The following is a 14,019-nucleotide window of genomic DNA, read 5'->3' as shown; positions in this document are numbered from 1 at the left end:
CCAATACAGAAGTGTATCGTAGCGACCGTGACCGACTCCCGAACTCAGCATCCGCCCAGCCCGCGCAGCCGCGAGTCGACGCGCGCGCGCCTGCTCGATGCGGCGGCCGAGGTCTTCGCCGAGGTGGGGCTCGGCGAGGCCTCCGTCGAGCGGATCTGCGAGCGCGCCGGATTCACCCGGGGCGCGTTCTACTCGAATTTCGCGTCGAAGGACGAGATGTTCCTGGAGCTCGCGACCGTCGTCGCCCGCGAACGCGTCGACGTCGTTCGCGCTCGGATCGGCGAGATCAGCACCGCCGGAGAGTTCAATCCGCAGGGCGCCGACGTGCGCGTCATCATCCACGCGCTCGAGGTCGTCGGCGACGACCGGCTGTCGACCCTGCTCATGAACGAGATCAGCATCCGCGCGATGCGCGATCGTGAGTTCGCGGCTGCCTACCTCGATCAGACCGGCGAGATCACAGAGGAGATCGTGCAGCTCATCGGCGAGATCGTCGACTCGAAGAATCTCGAGCTGCGCGTGCCGACGCACGACGCGGCGCGCATCATCGTCGGCGTATGGGCGGATGCCTCCGCGCGGTGCGCGATGTCAGGCCTCTCGGCCGAGGAGACCGCGGTCACTCGCACCCGCGAGCTCGGTCAGATCGTCGACCTCGTGCTCGGTCGCCGGTCCTCGAGCACCGCGTAGCAGTCGCCGATCCGTCGCTTCCACCAGGCCGTCCTGTCCGGCGATGCCGCGTGGCGATCGAGCAGCTCGGCGCTCGGCGCGACCCGCTGAGCGGTGACGGCACCGTCGTGCGGGATCAAGCGGTCCGGCGTCACGTCGGCGGCCAGGAGCGCGGCCGTTCCGAGGCCGCAGTCGTGATCGAGGGCGGGCAGCGCGGCGGCGAGGAGCGCGCCCTGCGCGAGGCCGACGCTGGTGTCGATCGCCGAGGAGACGACGGCCGCCAGGCCCGCCTGCTCGACGATGTCGAGGGCTCGACGGGCGCCGCCGAGCGGCTGCGCCTTGATGATGACGATGTCGGCGGCGCCGGCGCGCGCGACCGCCAACGGATCCTCCGACTTGCGCACCGATTCGTCGGCGGCGAGCGGCAGATCCCACTTGCGCAGCCGATCGCGCAGCTCGGCGAGTTCGGCCACGCTCGCGCACGGCTGCTCGGCGTACTCGAGATCGAACTCCGCGAGCGCGTGCAGTGCGCGCTCGGCCTCGTCGACGTTCCAGCCCGCGTTGGCGTCGACGCGGATCCGGCCCTCCGGCCCCAAAAGATCTCGCACGGCGGCGACGCGGGCGATGTCGTCGTCGAGGCTCTGCCCGGCCTCGGCGACCTTCACCTTGGCCGTGCGGCACGCGCCGTACCGCGCGAGCACGCCGGACACCTCGGCGGCGGGCACCGCGGGCACGGTGGCGTTCACGCCGATCCGGGTGCGGTGCGGTGCGGGCTGCGGCTCGTACGCGAAGTCGATCGCGGCGGCCAGCCACGTGCTGGCCTCGCCGGCGCCGTACTCGAGGAAGGGCGAGAACTCGCCCCAGCCCTCCGGCCCCTCGAAGAGTGCGGCCTCGCGGTGGTCGACGCCGCGGAAGCGGGTGACGAGCGGAAGCGAGACGACCCGGAGCGAGGAGAGGATCTCGGCGAGCGGAGGCAGCGGTGCGGTCGACATGGTCCCATCCTGCCGTGAGAGGCGGTTGTTTCGCGCGTAGGGTGTGATCGTGACTGTCTCCGACCTCTTCGACCCCGCCCTATGGGCGCGTGCTCCCGGATCCGACGACTACCGCGACATCACCTCGCACGTGTCGCTCGACGGGCGCATTGCGCGGATCGCGATCGATCGCCCCGAGGTGCGCAACGCGTTCCGCCCCGGCACGGTCGACGAGCTGTACCGAGCCCTCGAGATCGCCCGCACCGACTCGAAGATCGGGTGCGTGCTGCTCACCGGAAACGGCCCGAGCGCGAAGGACGGCGGTTGGGCGTTCTGCTCGGGCGGCGACCAGCGCATCCGGGGGCGCGACGGTTACAAGTACTCCGACGACGAGACCTCCGTGTCAGATCCCGCGCGCTCGGGGCGGCTGCACATCCTCGAGGTGCAGCGCCTGATCCGCTTCATGCCGAAGGTCGTCATCGCGGTCGTGCCCGGCTGGGCGGCCGGCGGCGGGCACTCGCTGCACGCGGTGTGCGACCTGACGATCGCGTCGCGCGAGCACGGCAGGTTCAAGCAGACCGACGCCGATGTCGGCTCCTTCGACGCGGGCTACGGATCCGCGTACTACGCCAAGCAGATCGGCCAGAAGCTCGCGCGGGAGGTGTTCTTCCTCGCCGAGGAGTACTCGGCCGACCGCGCCTACGAGATGGGCGCCGTGAACCGGGTCGTCGCGCACGAGGATCTGGAGCGCGAGGCGATCGGGATGGCCCGCACGATCCTCACGAAGTCGCCCACGGCGATCCGCATGCTGAAGTACGCGTTCAACGCGACGGACGACGGCATGGTCGGCCTGCAGATGTTCGCGGGCGAGACGACCCGCCTCGCGTACGGCACCGACGAGGCCGTCGAGGGCCGCGATGCGTTCCTCGAGAAGCGCGACCCCGACTGGTCGAGCTACCCGTACTACTACTGAGGCGGCTGCTCGGTCTCGGCCGGGCGCAGGGTGCGGCGGCTGACGAACCGCACGACGAGCACGACGGCGACCGCGACCAGAACGCCGAGCAGCGCCCAGCCCCAGCCCGTGCCCGTGAACGCGGCCACGGCGGCCAGCCAGCCGGCGAAACCGATCGTCGAGTAGATGGTCGCCCATGCGGCGACGCCGGGCAGCTGCGCGATCGTGAAGCGCGGCCAGGGAATGCGCACGAGGCCGGCGGCGACGAGCACCGCGGTCTGCAGGCCGACCGTCAGGTAGCACAGCGGCACGGCGATAAGGCCCACGCGCTGGACGACGGTGCGCCCCGCGCGGGTGCTGTCGCCGTTGAGCCAGGCCTTGAGCCGCGCCCACCAGCCGTCGCCCTTCACGCGCGTGGCGGCGCCCGACGCGCCGCGCCCGAGCCAGTACGTGCCCTGCCCGCGCAGGAGGCCGACGACGAACAACAGGATCCATGCGGCGGCGAAGGGGAAGTCCCGGAGAATGGCGTCCATCAGGCAGGCGCGCCAGCGGTGTTCTCAGACATGTACTCCTCCTGAGATCGCATGGTGAGGTATGCCTTACTTTATCGCGACATCGGCTGAATGGGCTGTCAGCGTCGGGAGAAGAGCCGCGGCGGCGGATACTGGAACGAGACGAAAGGCGGTCACGTGAAGCTCGAGCGCATCGAGAGCGCGGATCCTCGCGACGTTCTGCGCGCGGTCCGCGGCGCCGTCCTCGGCGCGGGGCCCGCGATCGCGCTCGGCGGCGGGGCCGATTCGCCGCGCGAGGTGCCGGCCGGAACGGGCATCGTTCTGACGACCTCCGGATCTACGGGCGTTCCCAAGTCGGTCGCGCTGTCGCGCTCGGCGCTGATCTCGTCGGCGATGGCGACGGCGGCGCGGATCGGGGAGGGACACTGGCTGCTGCCGCTGTCGGGCGGGTACATCGCCGGGGTGCAGGTGATGGTGCGCGCGCTCGTCGCGGGCCGCGATCCGGCGGTCCTCGCGGGCCGCTTCTCGGCCGAGGCGTTCGCGCATGCCGCGAGCGGAATGCGATCCTTCGCCGACGGCCGGCGCGTGCCGGCCTACACCTCGCTGGTGCCCGCGCAGCTCCAGACGCTCGTCGAGGCGGGGGAACACGACGCTGGGGTCGCGGCCGCGCTCGCGTCGTTCGAGGCGATCCTCGTCGGCGGACAGCGGCTTCCCGACGCGCTGCGCGAGCGGGCGATCGCGCTCGGCGCGCGACCTGTGCGCACCTACGGATCCACCGAAACGAGCGGCGGCTGCGTCTACGACGGCGTGCCGCTCGACGGCGTCTCGGTGCAGGTCGCGGACGGAGAGCTGCGGATCTCGGGGCCGAACCTCGCCGACGGCTACCTCGACGACCCCGAGCGCACCGCCGCGACCTTCGTGGCAGGCGCCGACGGATCCCGCTGGTACCGCACGGGCGACGCCGGATCCGTGATCGACGGCACCGTCGCCGTCACGGGCCGCATTGACAACGTCATCATCTCGGGCGGCGTCAACGTCTCGCTCGACCGCGTCGAGCACGTCGTGCGCGAGCTCCTGCCCGACGCGGTCGTCGTCGCGGCGCCGCACGAGCGCTGGGGGGAGACGCCCGTCATCGTGACGACCGGATCCGCCGACGTGCTCGAGGCTGCGCGCGCCGCCGTCGAGCGCGAGATCGGCAAACCCGCGCGCCCCGACCGCATCGTCACGATCCCCGACCTTCCGCGGCTGCCCAGCGGCAAGCCCGACCGCCGCGCGATCCGAGAGATCGTGCGCGCCGATGGCTGATCTGACGTACGACGCCGTCGGGGCGACGCGGGGAACCCCGCCCGCGGGCTTCCGGGCGATCGACCGCGCGGCGCTGATCGGGCACGGCGACGACTGCTTCCGCGCGGCGGTCGATCAGACGATGCGCTGGGGGCTGCAGCGCGGATCCGGTATGCGCGTCACCGCCGCCGACCGCGCGGTGCGGGATGGGGACGAAGTGGGCCTGCGGATCCCGCTCTGGCCGCGCGAGGTCCCCTGCCGCGTCGTGTACGTCGTCGACGAGCCGGACGTCGCGGGATTCGCGTACGGCACGCTGCGCGGGCATCCGGAGAGCGGCGAGGAGGCGTTCCTCGTCGAGCGCCGGCCAGACGGGTCGGTCTGGACGCGGATCCGCGCGTTCTCGAGGCCGTCCGGCCCGCTCATCTGGCTCGGCTACCCGCTCGCCCGCCTTCTCCAGGAGGTCTACACGCGCCGCTACCTGCGGGCCCTGCGCGCCTGAGGGCTCCGCGGGTTCCCGCGTACGATGGTCTCTCGTGGCGAAGAATCAGAAACACGTGAGCGGAAACCCGGCGAAACGGAGCACGGTGGCGAGGCCCGCCGCCAAACCTGTGACCCTCGGCGACTGGATCGGTGCGGCGCGACTGCGCACGCTGCCGCTCGCCATCACCCCCGTCGTGATCGGCACCGGCGCGGCCGTGGTCGCCGACGGACATCGCACCTTCCACTGGGTCATCGCCCTGTTCTGCCTCGCCGTCGCGGTGTTCCTGCAGATCGGCGTGAACTTCGCCAACGATTACTCCGACGGTGTCAAGGGCACCGACGACTTCCGCGTCGGGCCCGCGCGCCTGACGGCGTCGAGGCGGATCCCGGCGAAGACCGTGCTGACGGTCGCGCTGACGTTCTTCGGCCTCGCGGCGCTCGCCGGGCTCGCGATCGTCATCCGCACGGGCCAGTGGTGGATGCTCGCCGTCGGTGCCGCGTGCATCGTGGCCGCCTGGTTCTACACCGGCGGAAAGCGACCCTACGGATACAACGCCCTCGGCGAGGTGTTCGTGTTCATCTTCTTCGGGCTGGTCGCGACGCTCGGCACCACGTGGGTGCAGGCGCTCTTCCTGCCGCAGGAGGCGTGGTTCGGCGCCGTCGCCGCCGGGTTCTTCGCCTGCGCCGTGCTGCTTGCGAACAACCTGCGCGACATCGAGCAGGACCGCGCCGCAGGCAAGCGCACGTTGTCGACGTTCATCGGCCCGCTCGGCACGAAAATCCTCTACACGGTCTTCGTCGTCGCCGCATATGCGATCGCCGGCTACGTCGCGCTGTTCTATCCCGCGGCGTGGCTGAGCCTGTTCGGCCTCGTCGCCGGCGGCCCCGCGCTCGTGATCATCTGGGCGCACAAGACCCCGCGCGAGCTGGTGATGGCTCTCGCCCTCACCTCGATCAGCTCACCGATCTACGGAATCTTCCTCGCCTGGGCCTTCATCGGTTAGGGCCTCGTTCGCCTGATCCTCGATGTCCTCGTCGACCTCGCGCTCGGTGACCTTCGTGCGGCGCTTCTGGCGGTTGTAGATGCCCTCGGACATCTCGCCCCGCGGCTTCTGCAGGAAGATGATCGACAGGCTCAGGCCGATCAGCGCGGCGAAGAGCACCGCGAGCCACCACATGCCCCAGAACGCGGGGAACAGCATCATGATGCCGAGCGGCACCAGGAAGAACGCGAGCCGGAGCAGGGTGAACAGAACGACCGAGCGAGATTTCACGCTCCTCATGCTAGTTCTTGCCCGCTAGGACACCGCTGACAGGAAGTCCTTCGTGCGCTGCTCCTGCGGATTGTCGAAGATGTCGGACGGGGCGCCCTCTTCGACGATGCGGCCGCCGTCGAACATCAGCACACGGTTCGAGACGTCGCGCGCGAACTGCATCTCGTGGGTCACGATCAGCATGGTGACGTCGGTCGTCTCGGCGATCTTGCGAAGGATCCCGAGAACCTCGCCGACGACCTCGGGGTCGAGAGCGCTCGTCACCTCGTCGAGCAGCAGGATCTCCGGATCCATCGCGAGGCAGCGCGCGATCGCCACGCGCTGCTGCTGACCGCCGGACAGCGAGGTCGGGTGTGCGTCGGCCTTGTCGGGCAGGCCGACCTGCTCGAGAAGCTCGTGGGCACGGCGCTTGGCGTCGGCCTTCGAGATCCCGAGCACGTGCACGGGGGCCTCCATGATGTTCTCGAGCACGGTCATGTTCGGGAACAGGTTGAACTGCTGGAACACCATGCCGATGCGCTTGCGCATCTGCGAGCGGTGCTTGTCCTTGAGGGCGACGCGCTTGCCGTCCTTCTCGATGTGCGTGAGCGGCTTGTCGTCGATCAGGATGTAGCCGTCCTGCGACTCCTCGAGCGTCATCACGAGCCGAAGGATCGTGGTCTTCCCCGACCCGGAGGGGCCGATGAGCGTGACGCGGTCGCCCTTGCGCACGGTGAAGTCGAGGCCGTCGAGCACCGTGTGGTCGCCGAAGCGCTTCACGATGCGGTTGAAGCGGATCGCGGGCGTCTCGCCCTCGGCGAGCTCGATCGCGCCGGTGTGGGTGAAGGAGTCAGTAGGCAAGGCGCTTCTCCAGACGGTTGATGAGAAGTGAGGTGGGGTAGCTGGCGATGAGGAAGAGCACGCCGGCCACGATGAACACCTCGGTGAAGCGGAAGTGATCGGCACCGTATGCGCGTGCGGCACCGACCATGTCGATGACCGACACGGCAACGAGGAACGGGGTCTCCTTGAACATGGAGATCACGTAGTTGCCGAGTGCGGGCACGGTGGCGCGCACGGCCTGCGGGATGATCACTGAGATCCAGGTGCGGCCGGGCGACATGCTGAGCGCGGTCGTGGCCTCCCACTGGCCGCGGGGCACCGAGTCGATGCCGGCGCGGTAGACCTCGGCCATGAAGGTGGCGTAGTGCACGCCGAACACGGCGATGCCGACCATGAGGGGCGACCAGCTCGTGAGCGCGTAGTACATGAACAGCAGTTGCACGACGAGCGGCGTCATGCGGATGAAGTTCATCAGGAAGGTGACGATGCGCGAGATCGGCTTCGGCGCGCTGCGGCGCACGAGGGCGATGACGAGCCCGAGCACGATGGCGATGGCGCTGCCGACGATGGTGACGACGAGCGTCACCTTCACGAAGGCCATCAGCATGTCGGGCAGCGATGCCCACACGTGATCCCAGTTCCAGAGCGAGGTGTCGATCATGCGCTCACCGCCTGTCGGCCGAGCTTATGCACAGCGCGCTTCTCGAGTCCGTTCATGAAGAGCATCAGCAGGTAGGCGAGGATGAAATAGATGACGAGGGCGATGCCATAGGCGAAGTACACGCTCGTCTCGACGCGCAGCTTGTTGAACACGGCGGTGAGGTCGACGATCGTGATCGTGTAGACGACGGCGGTGCCCTTCAGCAGCTGGATCAGCAGGTTGTTCAGCGACGGGATCATGAGCGCCCACGCCTGCGGGAAGATGATGCGCCACATGCGCTGGGTGCGCGTCATGCTGAGCGCGGTCGTCGCCTCCCACTGGCCGGGGGCCACAGAGTTGATCGAGCCGCGCACGACCTCCGCGGCGTACGCGCCGTAGTTGAGTCCGAGCGCCAGCACGCCGACGAAGATCGGGTTCAGCTGCATGTAGAACGGCGGCAGCGGCAGCACGAAGAAGAAGAAGAACAGCTGCACGACGAGCGAGGTTCCGCGGAACAGCTCGATGATGATGCGTGCCGCGCCCCGGAGAATGATGTTGTCGAATCGCGCGACGAGGCCGAGCACGATGGCGATGACGAACGCCAGAAGGGCGCCGCCGAGTGTCAGCACCACGGTGATCAGAAGACCATCGAGGAGCTGCGGCAGCGCCCTTCCGAACGCGTCGAGGTAATTGCTCACGAGAGGCTGCGCCTACTGGAAGTCTTCGAGGTCGCCCGCGCACAGCTGCTCGGTGGTGAGGTCAGCCGGCGGCAGGTTCTCTGCGGAGAAGCCGAACGGCTCGACCAGGTCGAGGTAGGACTGCTCGTCGCCCGTGATGTTCGCGAGCTCCTCGTTGTACGCGTCGAGAAGCTCGGAGTCGGCGGGGCGGAACACCGTGGCGCCGGCACCGATCTGCTTGACGCCATCGATCTCCTGCACGAACGGGCCGGTCGTCTCGACGTCGTCCATGTCCTTGGTCATCCAGTCGAGCGACACGGCGGTCAGCGCGAGGGCGTCGGCGCGGCCGGCCTGGATGTTCTCGATGCCCGACGAGATGGTGTCGACCTGGATGATGTTGTCGTAGCCGCCGAGCGACTCGACGTAGCCGTCCTCGATCGCGCCCGACTGCACGGCGAGCTTGACGTCGCCGTCCGTCGCGAGAACCGAGTCGAGGTCGGTGAGGCCGTCGGGGTTGCCCGCCGGCACCGCGAGCGTGGTCGTGTACATGATCTCGGGATCGCTGAACGCTGCCTCTTCGCAGCGCTCCGGCGTGATCGACATGCCGGCGCTGACCGCGTCCCAGCGGCCCGCGTTGAGTCCGGGAATCAGGTTGTCCCACGCGACTTCTTCGACCTCGATGTTGTCGACGCCGAGCGCGGAGAAGATCTCCTTGTGCATCGCGATCGTCGCGCCGGTCGGCTCGTCCGATTCGTCGACCCACGAGTAGGGCTGTTCGCTGGCGATGGCGAGGGTGATGGATCCCTCGTCCTGGATCTTCTGGAGCGTGCTGACGTCTTCGTCGCCGCCACTGCTCGGTGCGGTCGACGTGCAGCCCGCGAGTGCGAGCGCGGCGACACCGATCCCCGTGACGGACGCGGTCGTGAGAGTGCGTCGATTCATCGTGATTCCCCTTAGGTGTGATTGCTGCAGGACCCTCCTACGGTGTCACAATGTGGAAGGTGGTGCAATCCGATTGTCTTTTTGTCGACAACAGGACAGAGTAGTGCGGGTGAGACAATGTGATCGTGAGAGAGCTCCTGGGCAAGAGGAAGGGTGACGTGGTGCAGCCCGTCACTCGGTTCTATTCGGCGCGGTCGGTCGTGCCGGTATCGCGCATGTCAACGGTCGATCTCATCGTGATCGAGCTGCGCAAGGCGATCCTCGCGGGCGACCTGTCGGTCGGCGCCCCGCTCGGCGAGGTCGAGATCGCGGCCCAGCTCGGCGTCAGCCGCGGCCCGCTCCGCGAGGGCGCGCAGCGGCTCGTGCAGGAGGGGCTGCTCGTCTCGATCCCCGGCCGCGGGCTGCGCGTGCGCCGCATCGGCGCCGACGAGGTGCCCGACCTCTATGAGGCGCGCCTCGGGCTCGAGGCCCATGCGGCCCGCCGGCTCGCCCAGCGCCCGAACGCGACGGAGACGGCCGAGCTCGAGGCGTGCCTCGCCCGCCTCGTCGCCGTGAGCGCGGGGGAGGCTCCCGCCCCGATCGGCGACGCGGACCTCGAGTTCCATCGCCAGCTCGTCGACCTCGTCGGATCGCGGCGGCTGTCCGCGCGGATCTCGACGCTGCTCGCCGAGACGCGCATCGCGAGCTTCAGCGCGAAGAGCGGCTACCAGGTGCGCCGCTCCGTCTCACCGACATATCGCGAGCTCATCGACGCGATCGTCGCGGGCGACGGCGACGCGGCGGCCTTCGCGCTGTCGCGGCAGTTCGAGGCCGCCTCCGCACGCCTCACGGGGGAGGACGACTCCGCCGACACCGTCGAGGTGCCGATCCTCGACGAGCCGCTCTCGTTCACTCGGATCGAGTCGATCGAGTAATGGGTCACAGGCGACTCATCGCGTGCCGGAATAGACTGGTCACGTGGCACGAATTCTGATTCCGCTGGCTTTCGTCGCGGTTGCGTTCTGGGTGGTGAGCATCGTCGATTGCGCGATGCAGCCCGAGGCTCGACACCGTGGCGCTTCGAAGCGCGTCTGGGTGCTGATCACCGTCGTTCCGGTCATCGGCGGAATCCTCTGGTGGACCATCGGCCGCGCGCGTCTCGACCAGATGAAGCAGGCCGAGCCGCCCGTCATATCCCCGGATGACGACCCGCGCTTCGTGGCGTCCGACGAGCGGATCCGCCGCCTGGAGGAGGAGCTCGCGATGCTCGACGTCGAAGACGCCTTCCGCGCCGACGACGCTCCCGGGCACGACGAGTCGGACGACGATGAGCCCGACGAGCCGGATGAATCGGACGAGCCCGACGACCCGCGCGATGCCCGCGGCTGATTCGCCCGCGACCGAGGCCGCATGCGTGCTCCTCGATGCGCTCGTCACGCTCGGGGTACGCCACCTCATCGTCAGCCCCGGATCCCGTTCGCAGGCGCTCGCCCTCGCGGCGGCCGAGCTCGAGCGGCAGCAGCGGATCACGCTGCACGTGCGGCTCGATGAGCGCTCCGCCGGGTTCACCGCGCTCGGGATCGGGCGCGAGACCCGCACCCCCGCGGCCGTGATCTGCACGTCGGGAACGGCCGTGGCGAACCTGCTGCCGGCCGTGCTCGAGGCCCATCACTCGGGCGTCCCGATGATCCTGCTGACCGCCGATCGTCCCCCCGAGCTGCGGGGCGTCGGCGCGAACCAGACGACAGATCAGCCGAGCATGTTCGGATCCGCGACCCGCCTCGCGGTCGACGCGCCGGTTCCCGAGGGATCCGTTCGCGAGTTCCGGGACCTCGCCGTGCGCGCGTTCGTTGCGTCGGCGGGGGAGTCCGTTCAGGGCGTCGCGCACCTCAACCTGCCGTTCCGCGAGCCGCTCGCGGGAGCGATTCCGGAGTGGTTCGCCGCGGGTGCGCCGCGGGATCCGGACGCCGTCGTCGGCGACGCGCGCGCGCTCCTGCCGGATCCGCCCGCGCCGCTCGTGCTCGAGCGCGGACCGCGCACCGTCATGGTTGCGGGCGCCGACGCGGGCGAGGACGCGGCGATTCTCTCCGAGCAGGGCGACTGGCCGCTCATCGCCGAGATCGTGAGCGGCTCGCGCTACGGGCGCCACGTCGTCAACCGCTACCGAGAGGCCCTCGGAGAGCCGTCCCTCGGCGGTCGGATCGAGCGGGTCATCGTCGCGGGGCACCCGACGCTGAGCCGGGAGGTGACGCGGCTGCTGTCGCGCCCGGACATCGACGTCATCGCGCTCGAGGCGACGAACGAGCCCCTGAACTTGAACGGATCCACCCGCGCCGCCGGCGCCGTGTCCGTGGCCGCGGGCGAGGCCGATCGCGCGTGGAGCGCCGCGTGGGCGCGATTCTCCGACGCGCACGCGGTCGACCTGACGCCGCCCGCGCCCGATTCCGTCGGGCTGGCCTCGACGGATCCGCAGACCCGACTCGCCGCCGTGCGGGCCGAGCTCGATGCCGTGCGCACGAAGCTCGACCGCGCGCTGCTCGTGGAGGGCGTCTGGCGCGCGACGTGGCCGCACGACCGGCTGGTGTTCGGATCCAGCCGCCTCGTGCGCGTGGCCGACGACGTGCTGCCCGGCAAACGCGTCCCCGTACACGCCAACCGCGGGCTCGCCGGCATCGACGGCACGATCGCGACGGCGATCGGCGCGGCCCTGTCGAGCCCTGATACCGGCGTGACGCGGGTGCTACTCGGCGACCTGGCGTTCCTGCACGATGCGGGATCGCTGCTGATGCCCGACGGAGAACCGCGCCCGCGGATCCAGGTCATCGTGGGCAACGACGGCGGCGGTACGATCTTCGACGGCCTCGAGGTGGCCGGCGTGGCGTCCGAGTCAGCGATGGCGCGGGTGCAGCTGACGCCGCACACCGTCGACCTGTCGGTCCTCGCCGCGGCCTACCGGTGGGAGTACGCGCGGGCGACGACGAGATCCGAGCTCGACACGGCGCTGCTCGCGCCCGTCGCGGGCCCGCAGCTCATCGAGGTGCCGCTGGAGCGGTGACGACATACGGCAGGATGGATCCATGACTTCGCCCCGCCGTATCGTGCTCGCTCCCGACAGCTTCAAGGGATCCATTTCGGCCGCCGATGCGGCCGTCGCGATCGCCGAGGGCTGGGTGCGCACGTCGCCCGCGGACGCCTTCGTGTTCCGGCCGATGGCGGACGGCGGCGAGGGCACGCTCGACGCGTTCGAGAAGGCCGTTCCCGGCGCTCAGCGCATGGCGGTTCGGGTGACGGGGCCCGCGGGCGCCCCGATCACGGCCTCGTGGTTGAAGCTCCCGGCCACCGACGAGCTTCCCGGGGGGACGGGTGTTGTCGAGCTGGCCAACACGTCGGGCATCGAGCTGCTGGGCGAGGCGCGCCGCGGATCCGACGCGTCGACGCTCGGATTCGGTCAGGCCATCGCGGCGGCTCTCACGGCCGGCGTCTCGCGCCTCATCCTCGGCATCGGATCGAGCGCCTCGACTGACGGCGGCGTCGGCGTGCTCACGGCGCTCGGCGCACGGTTCGTCAACGACTTCGGCGCGTCGGTGTCGCCCGGTGCGACCGGTCTCGACGAGGTGGATTCGGCCGAGCTCACCGCGCTCCGGCCGCTGCCCGCGGGCGGCGTGCAGGTGCTGAGCGACGTCACGAACCCGCTCACGGGATCCGACGGCGCGGCGGCGGTCTTCGGGCCGCAGAAGGGCCTCGACGACGCGCAGATCGCGCGCGCTGATGCGGGGCTGGGCCACCTGGCGGAGGTCCTCGGCGCGACCGAGCTCGCCGCGCGCCCCGGCGCGGGCGCGGCGGGCGGTACGGGCTTCGGTCTGCTCGTGTGGGGAGCCGAGCTGGTGCCGGGATCCGCCGCGATCGCCGAGCTGACGGGCCTCGCCGCCGACATCGCCTCGGCGGACCTCGTGGTCACCGGCGAGGGGCGATACGACGGCCAGTCGGAGGCCGGGAAGGCCCCCGCCCACGTCGCCCAGCTCGCGCGGGACGCAGGCGTTCCGGTGCAGCTCGTCGCTGGTGCGATCGATGCGGATGCCTCGGCGTTCGCGGCCGCCGCTTCGCTGACGGAGCTGGCGGGATCCTCGACCGCGGCCCTCGCGGACCCGGCGCGCTACCTCCGAGACGCGGGCGAACGCCTGGCCGGCTGACTGCCGAACCATGTCCCGCTCGGCGCTGTCGTTCGGGCGTCAGTGGGACACTGTATGCCTAGAGGTCGAGCGCCTCGAGCACGTCGAACCAGGGGTGGGTGGTCGCCTCGTTGAACGGGGGAGTGCGGTCGATGACGCGCTGCTTCAGGTCGGCCGTCACGAGCTCCAGCCGATTAACGACGTGCAGGGGGTACCCGTACTCGACTCGGTGCTCCTCCCACTCGTCCTCGTCGTCGATGTAGATGCCGCGCTGGTCGGTGCGGCGCACCACGTCGAGATCCATGTCGATCGCGGTCGGCTCGGCCGTGCCCTCGTCCCAGCGGGCATCCCACGCGACATCGATGTACACGCGCGTGCGCTGCGGGCGCGCGTTGACGGTGAGGATCCACTCCGCGCCATGGTCGCTGCCCGGCAGCGGATCGGGCAGCAGCATCACGCACGACGTGCGCAGAAGCGTGTCACGACCCGGGCGGTGGCTGCGCCATCCCGGGCGCTGACCGAACCACGCGCCCCACTCGTCGCGACCCAGGTAGACGACCTCGTGGACCCAGTGCGGGCCGCCGTCCCATTTGCGCCAATTGATATGGGTCTTGGTGCCGGGACGGATCGAGGAGGTCATCCCTCGACAAT

The 14,019-nt window shown here is 70.0% G+C and carries 17 protein-coding genes; 9 read left to right on the top strand and 8 right to left on the bottom strand.

Translation table 11 applies throughout. The features are described from left to right. Nucleotides 1-27 precede the first annotated feature (27 nt). Nucleotides 28-687 (top strand): TetR/AcrR family transcriptional regulator, encoded by a 660-nt coding sequence (locus G510_RS0103380; protein WP_036321725.1) that lies wholly within the window; start codon nucleotides 28-30, stop codon nucleotides 685-687. Here G510_RS0103380 and G510_RS0103375 read toward each other — a convergent pair. After that, nucleotides 639-1,658 carry an o-succinylbenzoate synthase gene (locus G510_RS0103375; protein WP_029152462.1) on the bottom strand — a complete coding sequence of 340 codons (1,020 nt, stop codon included), beginning with the start codon at nucleotides 1,656-1,658 and terminating at the stop codon, nucleotides 639-641. The two genes, G510_RS0103380 and G510_RS0103375, sit on opposite strands and share 49 nt — an antisense overlap. A gap of 49 nt (nucleotides 1,659-1,707) precedes the next feature. Between G510_RS0103375 and G510_RS0103370 the strand changes: the two genes are divergently transcribed. Then, nucleotides 1,708-2,610: a 1,4-dihydroxy-2-naphthoyl-CoA synthase gene (locus G510_RS0103370; protein ID WP_029152461.1), complete on the top strand. Its 903-nt coding sequence runs from the start codon at nucleotides 1,708-1,710 to the stop codon at nucleotides 2,608-2,610. Here the strand turns inward: G510_RS0103370 and G510_RS0103365 are convergent. Beyond that, nucleotides 2,604-3,122: an SNARE-associated domain-containing protein gene (locus G510_RS0103365; protein WP_029152460.1), complete on the bottom strand. Its 519-nt coding sequence runs from the start codon at nucleotides 3,120-3,122 to the stop codon at nucleotides 2,604-2,606. The two genes, G510_RS0103370 and G510_RS0103365, sit on opposite strands and share 7 nt — an antisense overlap. Nucleotides 3,123-3,278: 156 nt before the next feature. On the opposite strand from G510_RS0103365, the gene G510_RS0103360 reads away from it, so the two are divergent. From G510_RS0103360 to G510_RS0103350, 3 genes are read left to right on the top strand one after another with little or no spacing between them, the layout of a single operon-like run. Beyond that, nucleotides 3,279-4,406, top strand: a complete 1,128-nt coding sequence (locus G510_RS0103360; RefSeq protein ID WP_029152459.1) for an AMP-binding protein — start codon at nucleotides 3,279-3,281, stop codon at nucleotides 4,404-4,406. Then, on the top strand, nucleotides 4,399-4,884 hold the full coding sequence (locus tag G510_RS0103355) for a DUF1990 domain-containing protein (RefSeq protein ID WP_029152458.1): 486 nt from the start codon (nucleotides 4,399-4,401) through the stop codon (nucleotides 4,882-4,884). Before G510_RS0103360 ends, G510_RS0103355 begins: the two co-directional genes overlap by 8 nt. 34 nt (nucleotides 4,885-4,918) lie before the next feature. Next, a complete protein-coding gene (locus tag G510_RS0103350; RefSeq protein ID WP_029152457.1) occupies nucleotides 4,919-5,869 on the top strand; it encodes a 1,4-dihydroxy-2-naphthoate polyprenyltransferase in 951 nt (316 codons plus the stop codon). On the opposite strand, the gene G510_RS0103345 is transcribed toward G510_RS0103350, so the two are convergent. From G510_RS0103345 to G510_RS0103325, 5 genes are read right to left on the bottom strand one after another with little or no spacing between them, the layout of a single operon-like run. Beyond that, complete coding sequence (locus G510_RS0103345; protein WP_029152456.1) at nucleotides 5,825-6,139, bottom strand: DUF4229 domain-containing protein; 315 nt, start codon at nucleotides 6,137-6,139, stop codon at nucleotides 5,825-5,827. The genes G510_RS0103350 and G510_RS0103345 overlap by 45 nt on opposite strands. A gap of 24 nt (nucleotides 6,140-6,163) precedes the next feature. Continuing rightward, on the bottom strand, nucleotides 6,164-6,979 hold the full coding sequence (gene ehuA / locus G510_RS0103340; protein ID WP_425411283.1) for an ectoine/hydroxyectoine ABC transporter ATP-binding protein EhuA: 816 nt from the start codon (nucleotides 6,977-6,979) through the stop codon (nucleotides 6,164-6,166). Next, nucleotides 6,969-7,622, bottom strand: coding sequence for an ectoine/hydroxyectoine ABC transporter permease subunit EhuD (gene ehuD / locus G510_RS0103335; protein ID WP_036321722.1), 654 nt, complete (start codon nucleotides 7,620-7,622; stop codon nucleotides 6,969-6,971). Before ehuD ends, ehuA begins: the two co-directional genes overlap by 11 nt. Next, a complete protein-coding gene (locus G510_RS15240; RefSeq protein ID WP_051216261.1) occupies nucleotides 7,619-8,299 on the bottom strand; it encodes an amino acid ABC transporter permease in 681 nt (226 codons plus the stop codon). The genes ehuD and G510_RS15240 overlap by 4 nt, the downstream gene beginning before the upstream one ends. Nucleotides 8,300-8,311: 12 nt before the next feature. Next, complete coding sequence (locus G510_RS0103325) at nucleotides 8,312-9,220, bottom strand: transporter substrate-binding domain-containing protein (RefSeq protein WP_029152453.1); 909 nt, start codon at nucleotides 9,218-9,220, stop codon at nucleotides 8,312-8,314. A 125-nt stretch (nucleotides 9,221-9,345) separates the two neighbouring features. Here G510_RS0103325 and G510_RS15235 point away from each other — a divergent pair, with 125 nt between their 5' ends. Genes G510_RS15235 through G510_RS0103305 form a run of 4 tightly spaced genes read left to right on the top strand, consistent with a single transcriptional unit; the run spans nucleotide 9,346 to nucleotide 13,389 of the window. Next, on the top strand, nucleotides 9,346-10,134 hold the full coding sequence (locus tag G510_RS15235) for a GntR family transcriptional regulator (RefSeq protein ID WP_157560391.1): 789 nt from the start codon (nucleotides 9,346-9,348) through the stop codon (nucleotides 10,132-10,134). A 43-nt stretch (nucleotides 10,135-10,177) separates the two neighbouring features. Then, nucleotides 10,178-10,588, top strand: coding sequence for a PLD nuclease N-terminal domain-containing protein (locus G510_RS15230; protein WP_084644173.1), 411 nt, complete (start codon nucleotides 10,178-10,180; stop codon nucleotides 10,586-10,588). After that, on the top strand, nucleotides 10,545-12,254 hold the full coding sequence (gene menD, locus G510_RS0103310; RefSeq protein ID WP_029152452.1) for a 2-succinyl-5-enolpyruvyl-6-hydroxy-3-cyclohexene-1-carboxylic-acid synthase: 1,710 nt from the start codon (nucleotides 10,545-10,547) through the stop codon (nucleotides 12,252-12,254). The genes G510_RS15230 and menD overlap by 44 nt, the downstream gene beginning before the upstream one ends. Nucleotides 12,255-12,276: 22 nt before the next feature. After that, entirely contained in the window at nucleotides 12,277-13,389 is a 1,113-nt protein-coding gene (locus G510_RS0103305; protein ID WP_029152451.1) for a glycerate kinase, read from the top strand. 58 nt (nucleotides 13,390-13,447) lie between these two features. Here G510_RS0103305 and G510_RS0103300 read toward each other — a convergent pair whose 3' ends face one another. After that, on the bottom strand, nucleotides 13,448-14,008 hold the full coding sequence (locus G510_RS0103300) for a DUF402 domain-containing protein (protein ID WP_029152450.1): 561 nt from the start codon (nucleotides 14,006-14,008) through the stop codon (nucleotides 13,448-13,450). Nucleotides 14,009-14,019 lie beyond the last annotated feature (11 nt).

Source organism: Microbacterium gubbeenense DSM 15944 (assembly GCF_000422745.1).
GTDB classification, from domain to species: domain Bacteria; phylum Actinomycetota; class Actinomycetes; order Actinomycetales; family Microbacteriaceae; genus Microbacterium; species Microbacterium gubbeenense.
This window is presented reverse-complemented; position numbering and strand designations above follow the sequence as displayed.